Source organism: Cupriavidus sp. H19C3, from assembly GCF_049393815.1.
Lineage (GTDB): Bacteria > Pseudomonadota > Gammaproteobacteria > Burkholderiales > Burkholderiaceae > Cupriavidus.
The window spans coordinates 2,991,948-3,008,296 of sequence record NZ_CP184985.1; the positions used below are offsets into that span (position 1 = coordinate 2,991,948).

Annotated in this window: 14 protein-coding genes; 13 read left to right on the top strand and 1 reads right to left on the bottom strand. The window is 68.2% G+C overall.

Features of this window, described 5'->3' with window-relative positions; all coding sequences use genetic code 11:
• Positions 1-106: 106 nt before the first annotated feature.
• Positions 107-1,672 (bottom strand): collagen-like triple helix repeat-containing protein, encoded by a 1,566-nt coding sequence (locus DFLDMN_RS13785; protein ID WP_423195492.1) that lies wholly within the window; start codon positions 1,670-1,672, stop codon positions 107-109.
• A 470-nt stretch (positions 1,673-2,142) separates the two neighbouring features.
• Here DFLDMN_RS13785 and DFLDMN_RS13790 point away from each other — a divergent pair, with 470 nt between their 5' ends.
• From DFLDMN_RS13790 to DFLDMN_RS13850, 13 genes are all read left to right on the top strand, one after another.
• Positions 2,143-3,396 (top strand): collagen-like triple helix repeat-containing protein, encoded by a 1,254-nt coding sequence (locus tag DFLDMN_RS13790; protein ID WP_423195493.1) that lies wholly within the window; start codon positions 2,143-2,145, stop codon positions 3,394-3,396.
• Between the two features lie 441 nt (positions 3,397-3,837).
• The gene (locus DFLDMN_RS13795) at positions 3,838-4,035 is read left to right on the top strand and encodes a Flp family type IVb pilin (RefSeq protein WP_423195494.1); all 198 of its coding nucleotides are present in this window, start codon (positions 3,838-3,840) and stop codon (positions 4,033-4,035) included.
• 325 nt (positions 4,036-4,360) lie between these two features.
• Positions 4,361-4,822: a TadE family protein gene (locus tag DFLDMN_RS13800; protein WP_423195495.1), complete on the top strand. Its 462-nt coding sequence runs from the start codon at positions 4,361-4,363 to the stop codon at positions 4,820-4,822.
• A gap of 112 nt (positions 4,823-4,934) precedes the next feature.
• Positions 4,935-5,897: a Flp pilus assembly protein CpaB gene (gene cpaB / locus DFLDMN_RS13805; protein WP_423195496.1), complete on the top strand. Its 963-nt coding sequence runs from the start codon at positions 4,935-4,937 to the stop codon at positions 5,895-5,897.
• A gap of 86 nt (positions 5,898-5,983) precedes the next feature.
• Positions 5,984-7,306, top strand: coding sequence for a type II and III secretion system protein family protein (locus DFLDMN_RS13810; RefSeq protein WP_423198417.1), 1,323 nt, complete (start codon positions 5,984-5,986; stop codon positions 7,304-7,306).
• Positions 7,307-7,322: 16 nt separating this feature from the next.
• Positions 7,323-8,558, top strand: a complete 1,236-nt coding sequence (locus tag DFLDMN_RS13815) for a pilus assembly protein (RefSeq protein ID WP_423198418.1) — start codon at positions 7,323-7,325, stop codon at positions 8,556-8,558.
• A 1-nt stretch (position 8,559) separates the two neighbouring features.
• Positions 8,560-9,876 carry a CpaF family protein gene (locus tag DFLDMN_RS13820; protein WP_423195497.1) on the top strand — a complete coding sequence of 439 codons (1,317 nt, stop codon included), beginning with the start codon at positions 8,560-8,562 and terminating at the stop codon, positions 9,874-9,876.
• On the top strand, positions 9,869-10,795 hold the full coding sequence (locus DFLDMN_RS13825; protein WP_423195498.1) for a type II secretion system F family protein: 927 nt from the start codon (positions 9,869-9,871) through the stop codon (positions 10,793-10,795). The genes DFLDMN_RS13820 and DFLDMN_RS13825 overlap by 8 nt, the downstream gene beginning before the upstream one ends.
• Before the next feature lie 8 nt (positions 10,796-10,803).
• Positions 10,804-11,829 (top strand): type II secretion system F family protein, encoded by a 1,026-nt coding sequence (locus DFLDMN_RS13830; RefSeq protein ID WP_423195499.1) that lies wholly within the window; start codon positions 10,804-10,806, stop codon positions 11,827-11,829.
• 125 nt (positions 11,830-11,954) lie between these two features.
• Positions 11,955-12,656, top strand: coding sequence for a pilus assembly protein TadD (locus DFLDMN_RS13835; RefSeq protein WP_423198419.1), 702 nt, complete (start codon positions 11,955-11,957; stop codon positions 12,654-12,656).
• A gap of 98 nt (positions 12,657-12,754) precedes the next feature.
• Positions 12,755-13,102, top strand: a complete 348-nt coding sequence (locus tag DFLDMN_RS13840) for a DUF3613 domain-containing protein (RefSeq protein WP_423195500.1) — start codon at positions 12,755-12,757, stop codon at positions 13,100-13,102.
• Positions 13,103-13,112: 10 nt separating this feature from the next.
• The gene (locus DFLDMN_RS13845; RefSeq protein ID WP_423195501.1) at positions 13,113-14,894 is read left to right on the top strand and encodes a TadG family pilus assembly protein; all 1,782 of its coding nucleotides are present in this window, start codon (positions 13,113-13,115) and stop codon (positions 14,892-14,894) included.
• Between the two features lie 11 nt (positions 14,895-14,905).
• Positions 14,906-16,294, top strand: a complete 1,389-nt coding sequence (locus DFLDMN_RS13850) for a sigma 54-interacting transcriptional regulator (protein WP_423195502.1) — start codon at positions 14,906-14,908, stop codon at positions 16,292-16,294.
• The last annotated feature ends 55 nt before the right edge of the window (positions 16,295-16,349 follow it).

Consider the following 16,349-nt stretch of genomic DNA (forward strand, 5'->3'; position numbering starts at 1 on the left):
CGCCACGCGCGACAGGGGTGCCGCTCCCCCTGCCGCCATGTCCGGTGGCTGTCATGCCTTGCTGGATACGCCGCGACGGCAGGTGCCGTCGCGGTGGAGGCGGCGCTTAGCGCCGGTTGCCGCCAAGTGCGCCGGTGAGGCCGCCGAGCAGGCCGCCGACCGCGCCCGTGACCGGGGCCAGCGGACCACCTCTGGTGCCACCAGTGCCAGCAGCGCCGCCCGCACCGCCCGTGCCGCCCGCGCCGCCGCTGGCGGGAGCGTTGCCGCCGGTGAGGCCACCGACGAGACTACCGACCGCGCCGCCGACGAGGCCGGTAACGGGTGCCAGCGGGCCGCTGCTGGCGCCGCCGCTGCCGGCGCCGCCCGTCAGTCCAGCCGTCACGCCGCCTACGAGGTTCGTGACCGGGGCGAGCGGGCCGGCACCGGCGCCGCCGGTGCCACCGCCGGTGAGACCTCCGGTGAGGCCACCGACGAGACCGGTGACCGGCGCGAGCGGACCGGCGCCCGTGCCACCGCTGTTGCCGCCAGTGAGGCCGCCAGTGAGGCCGCCGACCAGGCTGGTGACCGGCGCGAGCGGACCGCCGCCGGCACCGCCGCTGCCGCCGCCGGTGAGGCCGCCGGTGAGGCCGCCGACGAGGTTGGTGATCGGTGCCAGCGGGCTGCCGCCGGTGCCACCGTTGGGGTTGTTGACGACGCCGCCGAGCGCGGCGACCGTGGTGCCGGTATCGGCAACGATGCCGCCTGCACCGGACACCACCGGCGTGTGGGTCTGCTGGATCGTGTTGCCGCCGTTGGCGAGGGCGCCGCCAAGCGTGGCAAGCAGGTTGCTGACGGGTACGCCGAGACCGGTGGCCGCACCGACGTTCTGCGTGACGCTCGTGAGTTGCGAGGTCAGTGGCACGATGGCGCGGCTCACCGTGCTGGTGACCTGTTCGACCGGGCCGGTGGAGAGCACGTCGCCGACCTTGTCGCCGGCATTGCCAACCGCGCCGCCCAACTGCGTGACAAGGTTGCCGACGGGCGCGGTCACCGCGCCGAGCGGCGCGAGCGGGCCGCTGCCGAGACCGCTCACCGCCACGCCCGTATTGGCGACCGCATTGCCTACCTCGCCGACGACGCTGCCGGTGCTCGCCACTGTCGTGCCGAGCGGATTGGGGTTGTCCGGCATATTGCCGAGCCCGTCCTTCAGGCCATCGCCGAGCGCGCCGACGGCACTGCCGACCGAACCCAGCACATCGCCGAGGCCGGTCTTGGTCTGTGTCGACACGACCGGCAGCGGCGCGTTCTTGACCTGTTCGCCAACGTCCTTGACCGCGTCGCCCACGCCGTTGAGGATATTGCCGGCGTTGTCCACGACCACGCTGTTGGGCGTCTTGACGACGGTCTCGCCCCCGTTGTTGCCGCCATTGTTGCCTCCGTTGTTCGCGCCGTTGTCGCCGCCGGTGTTGCCTCCAATGTTGCCGCCGTTATTGGCGGTATCGGTGCCGCCGCCGGCAGCGCCCGTGCCCCCACCGAGGGTACCCGTGCCGCCGCCGCTGCCGGAAGCGCCCGCGGTACCCATCGACGTTGACCCGCTGCCGCTCGCACACCCACCCATTGCCAGCAGGGACCCTACCAGTGCCGCCAGGGCGAGCCGGTTGGCGACGCGATTCACTACATGTTGGTTGCGCATGACCTGTTCTCTCTTGTCTGATTTTCCCGAATCAAGGACTCACGACGCGTGTTGCCGCTGTTGTCTGCTGATGTGCCGGCGCGCCGTACCCGTGAGTCGATAGCGCAAGCGATGTGCCAGTGGCATGCGGATCTACTGCCTCAGTGGGGGACGATCGTGCCAGCCCGCGTGGCACAAGGCTTTGCGCGCAACGACTGAAACGCGCGCATGAAGCGCAGGGAGCCGGCACGCGGCGGGTTTCGCGTTACGTGTTACGTAGCACGTAACGCGCACGGGACCACGCGGGAGCGGGGCGCAAGCATCGGGGGCGCGCCGCGACGCGGCGCGCAAAGCCGCATGGCGCAAGGCATGGCGGCATCCCGCACAAGATCGTTTGAGACGCATGTCAGCGGCTGGCACGCGCTTTGCGCTCAGGGCCTTCACACCGACGTCGACGCGGACCCCTTGCACAGCACAACAGAGGAGAAATCATGAAGGTCACGACGCAACGCCAGCGTTCCCTGAACGCGATGACCATTGCCTGCGCGGCCGCGCTTGCCATGCTTGCGGGCTGTTCCTCGAGCGGCGGTGGCAGCGGCGCCAATCCGGGCGATCCCACGCAACCGACCACGCCGAACAACCCAACGCCGCCCGCACAGACGCCGCAGACCACGCCACTGGGCCAGGTCGGCAACGGCGCCGGCAATACGGTGGTGGCGACCGGTAACGCCGTGAGCGAGATCGGCAAACAAGTGCAGGACGCCAATCTGCCGCTGGTACCGGATGCCACGCAGAACGCCACCGGCGGCGTGCTGATCAAGGCGGGCGAGACCGTGGCCACGCTCGGCGATGGCGTGCGCAATGGCCTGGGCAGCATTGGCGCGGTGGACAACCCGCTGGGCGTGACGGTTGGCAGCACGGGCAACGTCGTGCAGAAGGCCGGACAGACCGTGTCTTCGGTCGGCAATGTCGTGACCTCGCTGGGCACCGATCAACTCGCGCCGCTGGCACCGGTGGTGAATCCGGTGGGCGGCCTGGTGCAGCAGGTCGGCGGCGTGGTGGAGGGCGCCGGCACACAGCTTGGCAGCGCGCTCAACACGGGACCGGTGGCGCAACTGACGGGCACGGCCAGCAAGGCGATCGTCCCGCTCACCACGCAACTCACCAATGCTACGCAGACCGTTGGCGGTGCCGCCGGTGTTGGCGCGCCGGTGAACAACCTGCTGGTGACGTTGGGCGGCACTGTGGCCAGCGGCGGCAGCATGCTGACCAACACCAATACGCCGGTCGTTGCGCCGCTGGGTGGCGTGGTGACGGAAGCGGGCAAGACCGTGGCCGCGGCAGGCGTGCTGCTCAATGGCAATGGCAGCGGTGGCGGCAATCCGCTCGGCGGTTTGCTCAACACGTTGCCGCTTACAGGTTTGACGGGTGGTGTCGGCGGTGTCGGTGGATCGGGTAGCGCAGGCGCCAGCCCGCTCGCTCCGGTCAACGGACTGCTGGCGCCGGTAACGGGTCTGCTGGGCGGGCTTGGCGGCGCGGCGGGCGGCACCGTTGGTGCGGGTGGCAGCGGGGGCGGGAGCCCGCTGGCCCCGGTCAATGGCCTGCTCGCGCCCGTGACCGGTCTGGTGGGAGGGCTGACTGGGGGGCTCGGTCAGGGCGTGGGCGGCGCGGGTTCCGGTACCAGGAATCCGTCCACGCCAGCGACCGGCACCGGTCTGCCCAATCTGCTCGGCCTGGCGCGCTGACACGCGCGGCGGTTGCCGCGCAACCGGCTGACAGGGATTTCCCTATTCCCCTATTTACGGTGCGCTGTCGTCCTTACCCCGCGCGGCGCATCCTTTTATTCGCGGTATGCAGCGTCCTGCTCATGCGAGCGGCGGGACGCTGCAATGGTCAGGACAATTACGGAAAAACCGCGATGGTCTGATCTATTGCTCTTTAAAAATTCGGTGAATTCAGCAAGGGCTCACTCTGCAAGCGAGCGTTGCTTCAAACGTCTGTCAGGGATTAGTCTCGGAGCATCCTTAGTCCGAATGGGGGGTATGGCGGAGGCTTGGTATGGCTTATAAATTCATTACCAGCAAATAAATAATCAATAGTCAATCCACCAAAGAGTTGGATCAGGACGGGATAAAAAAAGCAACGCTGGAGTCGCGAACTGTGACATTGACGTCGGGAGTCAGATCATGAAAAAAGTGCTGGTGCGCTTCAACAAGCGACAACGCGGTGCGACCGCGATCGAATACGCCCTCATCGTGGGTCTGGTAGCGCTGGGCATTGCAGCAGGTGCTACGCAACTCGGTTCGGACATCAGCTCGGGTTTTTCTTCGCTGGGTACCACGGTCAAGAACCTGATGGCGGGTTTTGCGCCTAGTAAAACCTGAGGGCCCGAGTCACGCGAAAAGCGTGCGCGCGGCAATCGACGCACCGGAATCGAATGCATTGAAGCGTTGGCCAGAACCGTGGCAAGCGAGGCTGTCGTCCATCGCGGTGCCGCTCTCGTGCCAGCGGCATGTGGCATCTGCTTTTGCCGCATGAACCGACGGCACCGCGCATGACCGGCCAGGGCCGGCGTGCAGGTGCCGTTCGCTTCGATCGTTCGCTCCAGTCCGGCTGTCTCGCTGGCACGCTTGCCCATGCGGATGGCGTTCGCCATCGATGAACCGTCTCTCATTCAGGGTCCGCGTCACCGGTTTGGCGCGCAGGAATATGCTGCTACGTGGAAACCGGGGCCAGCGCCGCACCGCGGGGGTCGCGGCGCTGGAGTTCGCCGTCGTGTTGCCGATCTTCCTGGTGGTGGTATTGGGAATCGTCTACTACGGCATCGTGCTGGCACTGCAGCAGTCGCTCACGCTGGCTGCGGCGGAGGGCGCGCGCGCCGCGCTGCGCTACCCGCTGTCCGCCAATGGCGGCAACGCGGGGGCTACCGTCGCCTTGCGTGTCCAGGCGGCTGCGCAGACGGCACAGGCAACGTTGCCGGATTCCATCCGTACGCTCGTCAGCAGCACAGGCATTGCGCAGGCCGTTGCATGCAGCACGCCGGCGGGCGCGGTCTGTGTGCGCGTGACCCTGAACCTGCCTACCAGCACGCTGCTGCCTTCCGTACCGCTGGTGCCGGTGCCCGATACCTTGACGGGCAGCGCCATCGTGCAGCTGTCGCCGGACACATAGCGCATCCGCATCGCTCACTTCCACCCCACTGATATCGCTCCATGACGTGATCACGTAGCCGCATGGCTTTACCGATTCACCGCATCTCATTACAACAACACAGGGTCAATGCATGAGCAGCAAGTACATACGGATGATCGCCATCGGCCTGCTCGTGCTCGCGGGCCTGCTGGCACTGCTGGCGTGGCAGGTGGGGCGGCAGACCAGACCGGTAGTCGCGCCGCAGGGCGCGGCTGCGCTGCATCCGGTGGTGATCACGACCCGGCCCGTAGCAGCCGGCAAGCCAATCGCCGCGGATGCGGTCAAGATCGAGCAGCTTCCCATCGATCCCGCCGGTGCCTATCGCGACGTGACGCGTGTGGTGGGACAGGTGCCGCTGGTGGACCTCGGCGCCAGCGTGCCCGTGCTCGAGAGCCAGATGCTGGGTGGACTCGCACGGCAGGTGCCGGAAGGCGAGCGCGCGGTGGCGGTGGCCGTGGATGAAGTCATTGGCGTGGGCCATCAGGTGCAGCCCGGAGATTTTGTCGACGTGTTCGTGGTGCTGCGCCGCGATGGACAGGAGGTGCCGGAGAGTCAGACCCGCATGCTGCTGTCGCGGCTACGCGTGCTCGCGTATGGGACCGGCGCCGTCAACGAGGCGCCCAGGCATGAGGCCGAACAGATGATGACGCGCCGCGAAGGCGCCCGGACCGCGGTACTGTCGGTGCCGCTGGCGCGGGTCGACCAGCTCGTGATGGCGCAGACCGCCGGCCGCCTGCTGCTGGCGTTGCGCAACCCGAAGGATGCGGAGGTACCGAGCGACGGCATGTTTGCCGAACCGCCGGGCGTACTGCAGGCCCGCGCGGGGGTGCCGCCGGAGGCGGCGCGTTCGGCCGCGGATCGTGCCATGGCGGGTGTGGCGCTGACCAGCATGCTGGGCCCGCCTTCCGCGTCGGGCGCTTCCGCCGCATGGCGAGCCGCGCCGGCTGCCGCCGTGCGATCCGCACCGGTCGCCGCGGCGCCGCCGCGGCGCGAGCCCGCCCACCAGAGCGCCGGCGTGGAAATGATCCGCGCCGGCAAACGCGATATCGAATGACGAGCCGTACGGTGCCCAACATGATGCAATTCCGTGCGGATGCACGCCTTGACCGAGGGCTGACATCGGTCGTTGCCACCGCATGGATGGCGATGTGCCTGTGGATCTCGCCGTGCGCGCACGCGCAGGACGCCACGGCGGGCGGACGTACGCTGCGCATGCTGGCTGGCGCGCAGCAGGAGCTGCGTCCCGGGCAAGGGCTCGAACGCGTGGCGGTCAGCAACCCGGCGGTCGCCGATGCGCTGCTGCTGAAGCATCGCAACGGGCCGCCCTCGGTACTGGTGGTCGCCAAGGCGCCCGGCACGACCGATCTCATGATCTGGCATGCCAATGCCGCGCCGGTCAGCTATGCGGTGCTGGTGGATGCCGTGGCGCCCGATCCGGCCGGTGCCGAGATGGCACTCACTACCGCCGGGGCGGCGATCAGCGGACAGTCGGCCGATGCGGCGGCGGCCGCGCGCGTGCAGCGTGCCGCGCGTCATGCCACGGCCGCGCGCGGCGCCGACGCCAAGGGCGCTGCGCTGGTGGTCGACAAATCGACGGTGCCGCTGTCCGGTACCGTGCAGGTCGACGTCAAGGTGGTGGAGATCAGCAAGACCGTGCTGAAGGAAGTCGGCCTCAATTTCCTCAAGCGCAATGGTGGCTTTACGTTCGGCACGTTCAGTCCGTCCACCATTTCGAAGATCACGCCGAGTCCCGACGGCATGGCGATCGAGGGCACGGTACCGATCGCGAGCGCGTTCAACCTGGTGGCGACTTCGCTGTCGGACCGCTTCTTTGCCAACCTGAGCATTCTGGAGTCCAACGGGCTCGTGCGCGTGCTGGCGGAACCGAGCCTGGTGACGCTGTCGGGCCAGAGCTCGAGCTTTCTCGCGGGCGGCGAGATTCCGATTCCGGTGCCGCAGGCGCTCGGCACCACCACGATCCAGTTCAAGCCGTTCGGCATTGGCCTGACGGTATCGCCGACCGTGATTTCGCGCGACCGCATTGCGCTGAAGGTGGCGCCGGAGGCAAGCGACCTCGATCCTTCGCGCGGCATCCAGCTCAACGGCGCCTTCGTGCCGGCCATTGTCACGCGGCGTGCCGATACCACCGTCGAGCTTGGCGACGGCGAGAGCTTCGTGATCGGCGGGCTGGTCAGCCGCAATACGGTGAGCAACGTCAGCAAGGTACCGTTCCTCGGCGACCTGCCGATCATCGGCAGCTTTTTCAAGAACCTGAACTTCCATCAGGAAGACCGCGAACTGATGATCGTCGTGACGCCGCGCCTGGTGAAGCCGCTGGCGAAGGATGCGCCAGCCGTGGCGGCGGTGGGAAACGATGGCCGCACGCGCGCGAGTCCCAACGTTTGGGGCCGCTTCGTGGCCGGTGAATACGCCGATCCGACCCTGCCGGGTTTCTCGCGATAGGACACGGATCACGATGATGCAGCGAGATGTGGAGATCGATTACTTCCTGCTGAATACGCGCCGCGACGCGGTGCGGCAGTGGCTCGGCGGCGCGCTCGCGGGTGTGGGGGCGTTGGTGGCGGAAGACGGTTCGCACGAGACGTTCGTCGATCAGGTGGGCGCGATCCGGCCAGGCCTGGTGTTCCTGGACTTCGCGGCGGAGCGGGCGCAGGCCTCGGCGCGACTGGCCGAGCATATCGTGCGGTTGTTCCCGTCCCTGCCGCTGGTGGCGGTGGGCCATGCCTCGGAACCCGACGCGATGCTGGCGGCGCTGCGCGCGGGCGTGCGCGACTTTGTCGACCTGCGTGGCGAGCCGGGCGACGCGACCGCGGTGGTGCGGCGCCTGATGTTGCCGCGCGCGCAGGTCAAGCCGGCGGAGCCAACCCGGCGCGGCAAGATCGTGGCGCTGCTGGGCGCGCGGCCCGGCGTGGGGGTGACGAGCCTGGCGGTGAACCTGGCCGCGTCGGTGCGCCGCAGCGCAGCCGCGGAAGTGCTGTTGCTCGACCTCGGCCTGCCGGTGCGCGACGGGGCCCTGTATTGCAATATCGCGCCCGAATTCCACTTCGTCGAAGCCGTGCGCAACCTGCGCCGCTTCGACCAGGTGTTTGTGCAGACCGCGCTGGCACGCCATGCCAACGGGGTCTCGGTATTGCCGTTGCCGGCCACGCTGGGCGAGTTGCGCGACATCTCGTATTCGGAGGCGCTCGCGCTGCTGGAACGGTTGCGCGCGTTCTTCGATCTGCAGGTGATCGATCTGGGCGGCTTTACCAATATGGACTTCATGGCGCAGATCGTCGACGCCGCGGATCATGTACTGGTGATCGCGGAGCAGAGCCTGGGCGCGATCGTGTCAGCGGCGGAACTGCTGCAGGAGCTCAGGAAGCGCGAGATCGAGCGTGACGACCTGCGCCTGGTGGTCTCGCGCTTTGACGCGCGGCTTGGCATCGACGCCGCGCATATCGCGGAGCGTGTGGGTGTGCGGGCGGTGGAAGTCCTGCCGGAGCGGCGCGAAGCGCTGCTGCTGGCGACGAATCGTGGTGCGGTACTGGCCGACGATGCACCTGCCGATCCGTATGTGCGTGCCGTGGGCGCACTGATGGCGCGGCTGGGTTACCAGGCGGGACCGGTGGCCGAGCGTGGCCTGCTGGCCCGAATGAAGGAGAAACTGCCGGACGCATGGCGCGTTGCGCGCACGCCGAGGGCTGGGAACTGACATGACGCAAGCGATCGAATTCTCGGACAACGCCCCCGCTCCGTTTCCTGTTTCGCAGGAGTTCCATACGATCAAGGAAGCGGCGCACGAGCACCTGCTGACCCGCATCGAGGAACTTGGCGCCGAGTTCGGCCGGTGGTCGCGCGCGGCGATCCAGCGCTTTGTCGACCTCGAGCTGGAGAGCTTTACGCGCTTGCGGCGTATTCCGATCAACGAGGTGGAGTTGCGCCAGATCTCCGAGGCACTGACCAACGAGCTGGCTGGCTTTGGCCCGATCGAGGATCTGCTCAACGATCCGGCGGTGGAAGACATCCTGGTCAACGGGCATATGGATGTCTATGTATCGCGCCATGGCGTGCTGGAGCGCATTCCGGTGCGGTTTGCCGATGGCGGCCACCTGCTGCGCATCGTGCGGCGTATCCTCGCGCCGATTGGGCGGCGCCTCGACGAATCGAACCCGATGGTCGATGCGCGTCTGCCGGACGGCGGCCGCATCAACGTGATCATCCCCCCGCTGGCGCTGGAAGGGCCGGTGGTATCGATCCGCAAGTTCCGCAAGGACCCGCTGACGCCAGCGGACCTGCAGTCGCTCGGCACCATGAATGCGGACATCGCCGAGCTGCTGGAGGCGGCCGTGAAGGCGCGCTGCAATATCCTCGTGAGCGGCGGCACGAGCTCGGGCAAGACGTCGCTGCTCAACGCGCTGGCCACCTTTGTGCCTGCCACGGAACGCGTGATCACGATCGAGGACACCGCGGAGCTCGCGCTCAACCATCCGCATGTGGTACGGCTCGAGAGCCGTCCCGGCGGTTTCGAGGGCACCGGTGTGGTGACCATCCGCGATCTGCTGCGCAACAGCCTGCGCATGCGTCCGGACCGCATCATCGTGGGCGAAGTGCGCGGCGGCGAGGTGCTGGAAATGCTGCAGGCCATGAGCACCGGACACGATGGCTCGATGGGTACGATTCACGCGAGCAGTCCGCGCGAATGCCTGTATCGCCTGGAGATGCTGGCGGGCTTTGCGGGCTTCCAGGGCAGCGAGATCAGCCTGCGCCGGCAGATTGCCAACGCGATCGACTTCATCGTGCAGATCGGCCGCCTGTCCAATGGCAAGCGCCGCATCCTGTCGATCACGGAAATCACGGGCCTGGGCGACAACATCATCTCCACCCAGGAGCTCTGGCGGCACGAGCCCGTGATGGGTCCAGACGGGACCGAGACCGATCGCTGGCAGTCGCTCGGCCTGCTGCCCCACTCGCCCAAGCTGGCGCGCATGCGCCCGACCGGGTTCCTGCTGGACGATCGCTTCGATGTCTAGCGCCGGCCTCATGCTCGCCGCCATCGCGCTGGTGATACTCGGCGCGGGCTTGCTGCTGCTTGCCACCGCGCGCGGCCGGGCGCAGGCGGAGGTCGCCCGCGCGCACTTGCAGGCGCAGACCGAGCAGGTGCGGGCGCGCTACGCCAGCGCGGTGGAGCCGGGGCCGCAGTCGACCACGCGCGACCTGCGCCGGCGCTGGGCCGACCTGCTGCGGCGCGCCGATCTCGCCGACACGCGCCGCACCTGTCTGCGCTGGGGCGTGCCGCCGCTGCTCGCGGTGGCGCTGGGCGCGCTCGCGGGCGGCACCCTCGGTGCGGCGGCGATGCTGGTCATGGCCGTGGCGCTGCTCGCGTTCCTGGTCTGGCTGCGGATTCGACGGCTGAAAGAGAAGATGCTGCGCCAGTTGCCGGGTTTTCTCGATGGCGTGGTGCGGCTGATGGCGATCGGCAGCAGCGTGCCGGCGGCATTCCAGAATTCGGTGGCCAATACCGAGGCACCGCTACGGCACTGCCTGGTGCAGGCGATCCATCTGCAGCGCGCGGGCAAGGAGCTCGACCAGGCGGTGCTGCAGGTGGGCCGCCTGTATCGCGTCGACGAGCTGATCATGGTCGCCGCCGTGCTGCGGCTATCCACGCGCTATGGCGGGCGCGCCGATGTGGTGATGGAGCGCACGGCAACCTTTATGCGCGATCACGAGGAAGCGCAGCGCGAATTGCTGGCGCTCTCGGCGGAGACGCGACTGTCCGCGTGGGTGCTCGGGCTGCTGCCGATGGTGGTCGCGGGCGCGCTGTTCGTGATCAATGCCGGCTACATCCTGCAGATGTGGCGTGACCCGGCCGGGCGCGCGATGCTGCTCACCGCCGCCGGACTTGAGGTCGTGGGCGCCTTCATGCTGTACCGGCTGGCCAGGTCGATCTAGGAGCGCGCATGGAGACCTCGACCCTCTTCTCGCTGAGCCTGCTGTTGCTAGCCCTGGCGGCGGTTCTGCTGGCGTGGCCGCTGCTCGGGCAATGGCGGCGACGCCAGGCCGCCGAGCAGGTCATCGACAACGCGCTGGTGCGGCAGGCGGCGGCACAGGCGGCACAGGCGGCCGCGGGAGCCACCGCTAACGCCTTGCCGCCGGCACAGCATGCGGCGGCGATGGCGGCGGCGCGGCCGGCCGCGACGCAACTGGGTGCCCAGCTCGGCGAGAAGCTCGAGAAACGCTTTGACCAGCATTGGCTGGAGACGCGGCTCGGCCGCGCGGTGGTGACCGCGGAAGAGCAGCAGTTGCTGGAGCAGTGCGGCTACTACGGCGCGCGCACACGGGCGATTTTCGGCGGGGTGCGGGTGGTGCTGCCGCTCGCGCTGGCACTCGGAACGCTCCCGTGGCATCTGCACGAAGGTGTGGGACATGCCTTTACGTGGGGCTTTGTGGTCTTTGCACTGGGCTTCTTCGCGCCCAAGGTGTGGCTGCGCCGGCGCGCGCGGCAGCGCTTTGCGCAGGTGGACGAGGAATTGCCGGTGCTGATCGACATGCTGCGGCTGCTGCAGGGCGTGGGACTTTCGATCGACCAGAGCCTGCAGATCATCGTGGTGGAGTTTGGCGCGTTGCTGCAGGTACTGGGGCCGGAACTGCAGCGTGCCAACCAGCAGTTTGCGTCGGGGCGCTCGCGCGAGCAGACGCTGCTGCGCATCGGCCGGCTGTTCGACAACGAGGATCTCAAGGGCCTGATCACGCTGCTGACGCAGGTGGATCGGCACGGCGGCGCGGTGCAGGAGCCGCTGCGGCAGTTTGGCGAGCGGCTGCAGGTTGCGCGCAAGGCGCGCATGAAAGACAAGATTGGCCGGCTGACGGTCAAGATGACCGGCGTCATGGTGATCAGCCTGTTGCCGGTGCTGCTGATCATCACGGCCGGGCCCGGCTTTCTGGGCGCGATCCGGATGCTGGCACATATGAATGGGGTCAAATGATGAGGCAAGCGGTAATTTGCGCGCGGACGGTTGCATGGAAGGTGGTGGCGACGGTGACCCTGCCGGTGGCGCTGACAGTGGTGCTCGCCGGTTGCGCCGGCCTTGGCAACAACGGCGCCGAGCGCATGGCGGAGCAGGCCGAGGCACAGATCGAGCTGGCCCGGCTGCGCGACAAGGAAGCCCGCGCGGAATACAACGACCAGGCGGTCTATCTCGGCCTGATCGGCAGGATGCAGCAGGAGGGGCTGTACTACGCGTCGCTTGCGCATATCGATGCCTATCAGAAGCGCTATGGCGCCAATGCCGAGATCAGGCTGATGCGCGCCGATGCATTGCGCGAGACCGGACAGGACGAGGCCGCCACGCTCGCGTACCGCGAGCTTGTGAGCACCGACCGGGCCGCGCGCGCCTATCACGGTCTTGGCCTGATCGCCGGGCGGCAGGACGATTTTGCCCATGCCGTCATGGCGTTGCGCCAGGCGGCCGCGCTCGATCCGATCAACGCGCAGATCGCCAACGATCTCGGCTATGCGCTGATGCGCGGCGGCGCGTTGCAGGAAGCGCGTGTGCCGGTGATGCAGGCGCTGCAGCTCGACGGCTCCAATCCGCGCATCGTCAGCAATGCGGCGGTATGGATGCTGGCCGATGGCAAGCGGACACAGGCAAACGCGATGATGCAGCAGGCCAACCTGCCCGAGGCCACGCGCACTGCCATTCGCAAGGAGGCGGACCGCGTGACGCGGGCCGCTGCGGGGCGCGCGGGCACCCGACCCGCGGCAAGCAAGCCGCTCGCCATGTCGACCGAGTCGCGCAGTCCGAACCCATGACATCCACAGGAGCCGCCATGTTCCCATTCCATCGTCGTTCGCGCCTCGGGCGTCCCGGAGGTCCCGGACGCATCGCGCGGGGCGCCACGGCGCCCCGCATGCCGTCCCTTGCCCTGCGGCCGGTGCTGGCCTGCGTGTTCGGCCTGGCGTTGTGCCTGCCGCTCACGCAGGCGAGGGCCCAGCCGGCGCAGCCCGCCGAGGCGCAGGCCGTGCTCGATCACGCCGCGCAGCAACCTGTGGGCAGCACCACGCGCGCGCTGCTCGAGATCCAGCGCAGCGGTGCGCAGGCCGGCCCGGGCCTGCCCATGAGCGGCGAGCAGGCGGCGCTGGCGTATGAACGCCATATGGCGAGCTTCCGCTACGCGATTCCGGAGTTCTTTACCAGCCAGGCCACCGGCAGCGCCTTGCGCGGCGGGTCCGGCGGCGTGGTGGTGAATGGCAAGTAGGGGCGACGCCATGCCACGCGGGCTTGCGCTCTCCATCTGCCCCGGCGCCGTCGCGCGCGGGCGCGGGGTTGGTACGCGCCGGTGGCAGGCGGGCGCGATCAGCGTGATGGCGGTGATCCTGCTGGCCACCATCGGGGTGGCGGCGATGATCTCCGTCGATGTGGGCTATGTCTTCTACAGTCAGCGGCAGTTGCAGAAGATGGTGGACCTGGCGGCGGTGTCAGGCGCGCAGCAATTGAAGCGCGCGGACGAGGTGCCGGTAGTTGCGGCCAGTGTGCTGGCGTCGGTGCAAGGCGCCGCGAGCCAGAACGGGTATCCCGCCGGGGTGGCGAATGGCTGCGCCGATGCGACGGCGGGTGGCGCGGATGGCATGACGAGCTGCCTCGGCCTGTGGGATCCGGGCAATCCGGCCAATGGCGACAGCACGCGGCATTTCAACGCGGCTTACGATCCCGCCCGGGTCACGCCCAATGCGGTGCGCGTACAGGCCACGCTGACGCTGCCCGTGCTGTTCGTGTTTCCGGGGTCGGGCGGACGACAACTGCGGGCGGAGGCCATTGCGGCGGCCAGTCCGCCGGTGGCGTCGTTTTCGGTTGGCAGTGGGCTGCTCGATGTCGACACGGCCAATGGCTTCCTGAGCGCGCTGCTGGGTCCCAACGTGGTCGTGAAGTTCTCCGCGGCGGACTGGTCCGGACTCGTCAATACGCAGATCACGCTGGAGCAATTGCGGCTCGCGGCCGGGGTGGGCACCATCGACCAGTTGCTGGGCCTGCAGTTGTCGTTGCCCGACTTCGACGCGCTCGTACTGAAGGCCGCCGGCCGCGACGCGCTGCTGAGTACCGCGCTCGGCAGTCCTCCCACCACGCTTGGCGCGGGCGGCGCCGGTGCCGTCATCCGATTGTCCCAGTTGCTCGATCTGGGCCTGCTGGCACCTGCGGCATCTTCCGCCGCGGAGGTGGGGCTCAACGTGGCGACGTTACTCGGACTTGGCGCGCAGGTCGCGCGCGGGGACATGGCGACGGAGCTCAACCTGGTGCTGTCGCTGCCCGGTGAGCTGCTGGGCGTGAAGACGATGCTGAAGGTCATCCAGCCGCCGCAGTTCGCGGTCGGGCCGGTGCGGCAGACCAGCGGACCGATACCATGGGCGACATCCGCCGTAACGGGGCAACTGGGCGTTGGCGTGATCGCACAGGCCAAACCGTTGGACCTGTCCGTGCCATTACTGCCGCCATTGAAACTGGAACTGCGGCTGCCCCTGTTCGTGAAGGCCGCACAGGCATCCGCCGCGTTGACCGGCCTGCAATGCAGCGCGGCTTCGGCCGACCGGCGCGCGACGCTACAGGTGCAGCCGCAACTGGCCACGGTGTGCCTGGCCAATGACGCCGGCACCGACTGTGCAACCGGGCCGGCGACGCTCGGCGTGATACCGCTGGTGGGGACGCTCAAGGCGACGGCGACGTCGTCGCCGGTGTCCTTCTCCGGCACGAACCTGACGCTGGCGCCGGCGACCCAGAGCCAGGTGGCGGCGCAAAGTCCGCTGGCGGATCTCGTATTGCAGCTGGTTGCCAGCCTGCAACTCCAGCTGGACGGCGGCGTGGGGGGCATTGCGCAACCGCTGGTGGACGCCGTGCTGGCCGCGGTCAAGCCCGTGGTGAAGCTCGGGCTGGCGCCGCTAGTCGACGTCATCGACGACATCCTGGTCCATACGCTGGCCTCGCTTGGCATTCAGCTGGGCAACGCCACGGTCTGGATGCATGGCATCGATTGCAACAACGCTGAACTGGTGTACTGACGACGACAAACATGAAAGCCGACCGCTGGGCCTATGAGAGCCTTGAAGTCTATGTGTGGGAAGGCAAATATGAGATTGCCGACCGGGTGGCGCGCTTTCTCACGCCGCTGGGGGTCGAGGTCATTCGCGCGGGCGCGCTCGATGCGCTGCCGTCCGAGCCGCGCACCAAGCCGTGCGTGGCGGTGATCAGCGCTTCCGCGCTGGGCACGGCCAAGTTCACGCTCGACTGGGAGGCCGCGCATGGCATGCCGGTGGTGTGGGTGGCCGCGCCCGACCGTGAAGTCGATCCCGGCCGCTTTCCGCCCGAGTACGCGCACATCCTGCCCCACGATTTTTCCGGCCCCGACCTGCGCGCGCAGATCGGCAAGCTGCTGCCGCAACTGCTCGCGGCCGCGGACACCGGCCCCGATGTGGCCGACCTCGTGGCGGGATCGCCAGCCATGATGCAACTGCTGCAACAGGTCGATACGTTTGCCGACTTCGACAGCAATGTGATGCTCTACGGTGAGACCGGCGCCGGCAAGGAACGTATCGCGCGACTGTTCCACGAGCGCAATCGCACCTATGGCAAGGGCCCTTTCATTGCCGTCAACTGCGGCGCGATCCCGGATGGCCTGTTCGAGTCGCAGTTCTTCGGCCACGCCAAGGGCGCCTTCACGGGCGCGATGTTCGCCCATCGCGGATTCTTCGAGCAGGCCAACGGCGGCACGCTGTTCCTCGACGAAATCGGCGACCTGCCGCTGTTCCAGCAGGTCAAGCTGCTGCGCGTGCTGGAAGAGAATGCGCTGACGCGGCTCGGCTCCGCACTGCCGGTAAAGCTCGACTTCCGTCTGGTGGCGGCCACCAACAAGGATCTGCGCGAGGCGGTGGGCGCGGGCCGCTTCCGCGCCGACCTGTATTTCCGCCTGGCCGTGATCGAGCTGCGCATCCCCAGCCTGGAGGAGCGCGGCGCCGCCGACAAGGTGGCGCTGCTGCAGTCGTTTCTGCGCCATATGCTGGGTGCGCCGGGCTACGACGCGCTGCCGCCGATGCCGGACTGGCTCAAGGGCGCTGTGGGGACCGCGTTCTTCAACGGCAACGTGCGCGAACTGCGCAATCTGGCCGAGCGGATCGGCATTACCGTGCGGCAATGCGGGAGCTGGGACGAGGCGCGCATCCGCCCGCTGTTCCGTACCCTGCGGCCCGGCGCGTTCGATGGCAATGACCGTGGCGCGGAGCGCGGCGAGCGTGGCGACGCGGAGGAGCGCCGCCGCATCATCGCCGCGCTGGACGCCAATGGCTGGCGCCGGCAGGACACCGCGGCGTGTCTCGGCATCAGCCGCAAGGTGCTGTGGGAGAAGATGCGCAAGTACCAGATTGCCGACAGCGAGGCCGCCGACAGCGAGACAGAATCCGCCTGAAGGCCGGCGCGACGTTATGATGCGGCACTTGTTGTCGTACCGACGTTGTTCAAGG

Coding starts and splice junctions, on each gene's coding strand:
- DFLDMN_RS13795 (WP_423195494.1), top strand. CDS start 3,838: ATGAAAAAAGTGCTGGTGCGCTTCAACAAGCGACAACGCGGTGCGACC.
- cpaB (WP_423195496.1), top strand. CDS start 4,935: ATGAGCAGCAAGTACATACGGATGATCGCCATCGGCCTGCTCGTGCTC.
- DFLDMN_RS13810 (WP_423198417.1), top strand. CDS start 5,984: ATGGCGATGTGCCTGTGGATCTCGCCGTGCGCGCACGCGCAGGACGCC.
- DFLDMN_RS13840 (WP_423195500.1), top strand. CDS start 12,755: ATGCCGTCCCTTGCCCTGCGGCCGGTGCTGGCCTGCGTGTTCGGCCTG.
- DFLDMN_RS13845 (WP_423195501.1), top strand. CDS start 13,113: ATGCCACGCGGGCTTGCGCTCTCCATCTGCCCCGGCGCCGTCGCGCGC.
- DFLDMN_RS13835 (WP_423198419.1), top strand. CDS start 11,955: ATGGCGGAGCAGGCCGAGGCACAGATCGAGCTGGCCCGGCTGCGCGAC.
- DFLDMN_RS13820 (WP_423195497.1), top strand. CDS start 8,560: ATGACGCAAGCGATCGAATTCTCGGACAACGCCCCCGCTCCGTTTCCT.
- DFLDMN_RS13790 (WP_423195493.1), top strand. CDS start 2,143: ATGAAGGTCACGACGCAACGCCAGCGTTCCCTGAACGCGATGACCATT.
- DFLDMN_RS13785 (WP_423195492.1), bottom strand. CDS start 1,672: ATGCGCAACCAACATGTAGTGAATCGCGTCGCCAACCGGCTCGCCCTG.
- DFLDMN_RS13850 (WP_423195502.1), top strand. CDS start 14,906: ATGAAAGCCGACCGCTGGGCCTATGAGAGCCTTGAAGTCTATGTGTGG.
- DFLDMN_RS13825 (WP_423195498.1), top strand. CDS start 9,869: ATGTCTAGCGCCGGCCTCATGCTCGCCGCCATCGCGCTGGTGATACTC.
- DFLDMN_RS13830 (WP_423195499.1), top strand. CDS start 10,804: ATGGAGACCTCGACCCTCTTCTCGCTGAGCCTGCTGTTGCTAGCCCTG.
- DFLDMN_RS13800 (WP_423195495.1), top strand. CDS start 4,361: ATGCTGCTACGTGGAAACCGGGGCCAGCGCCGCACCGCGGGGGTCGCG.
- DFLDMN_RS13815 (WP_423198418.1), top strand. CDS start 7,323: ATGCAGCGAGATGTGGAGATCGATTACTTCCTGCTGAATACGCGCCGC.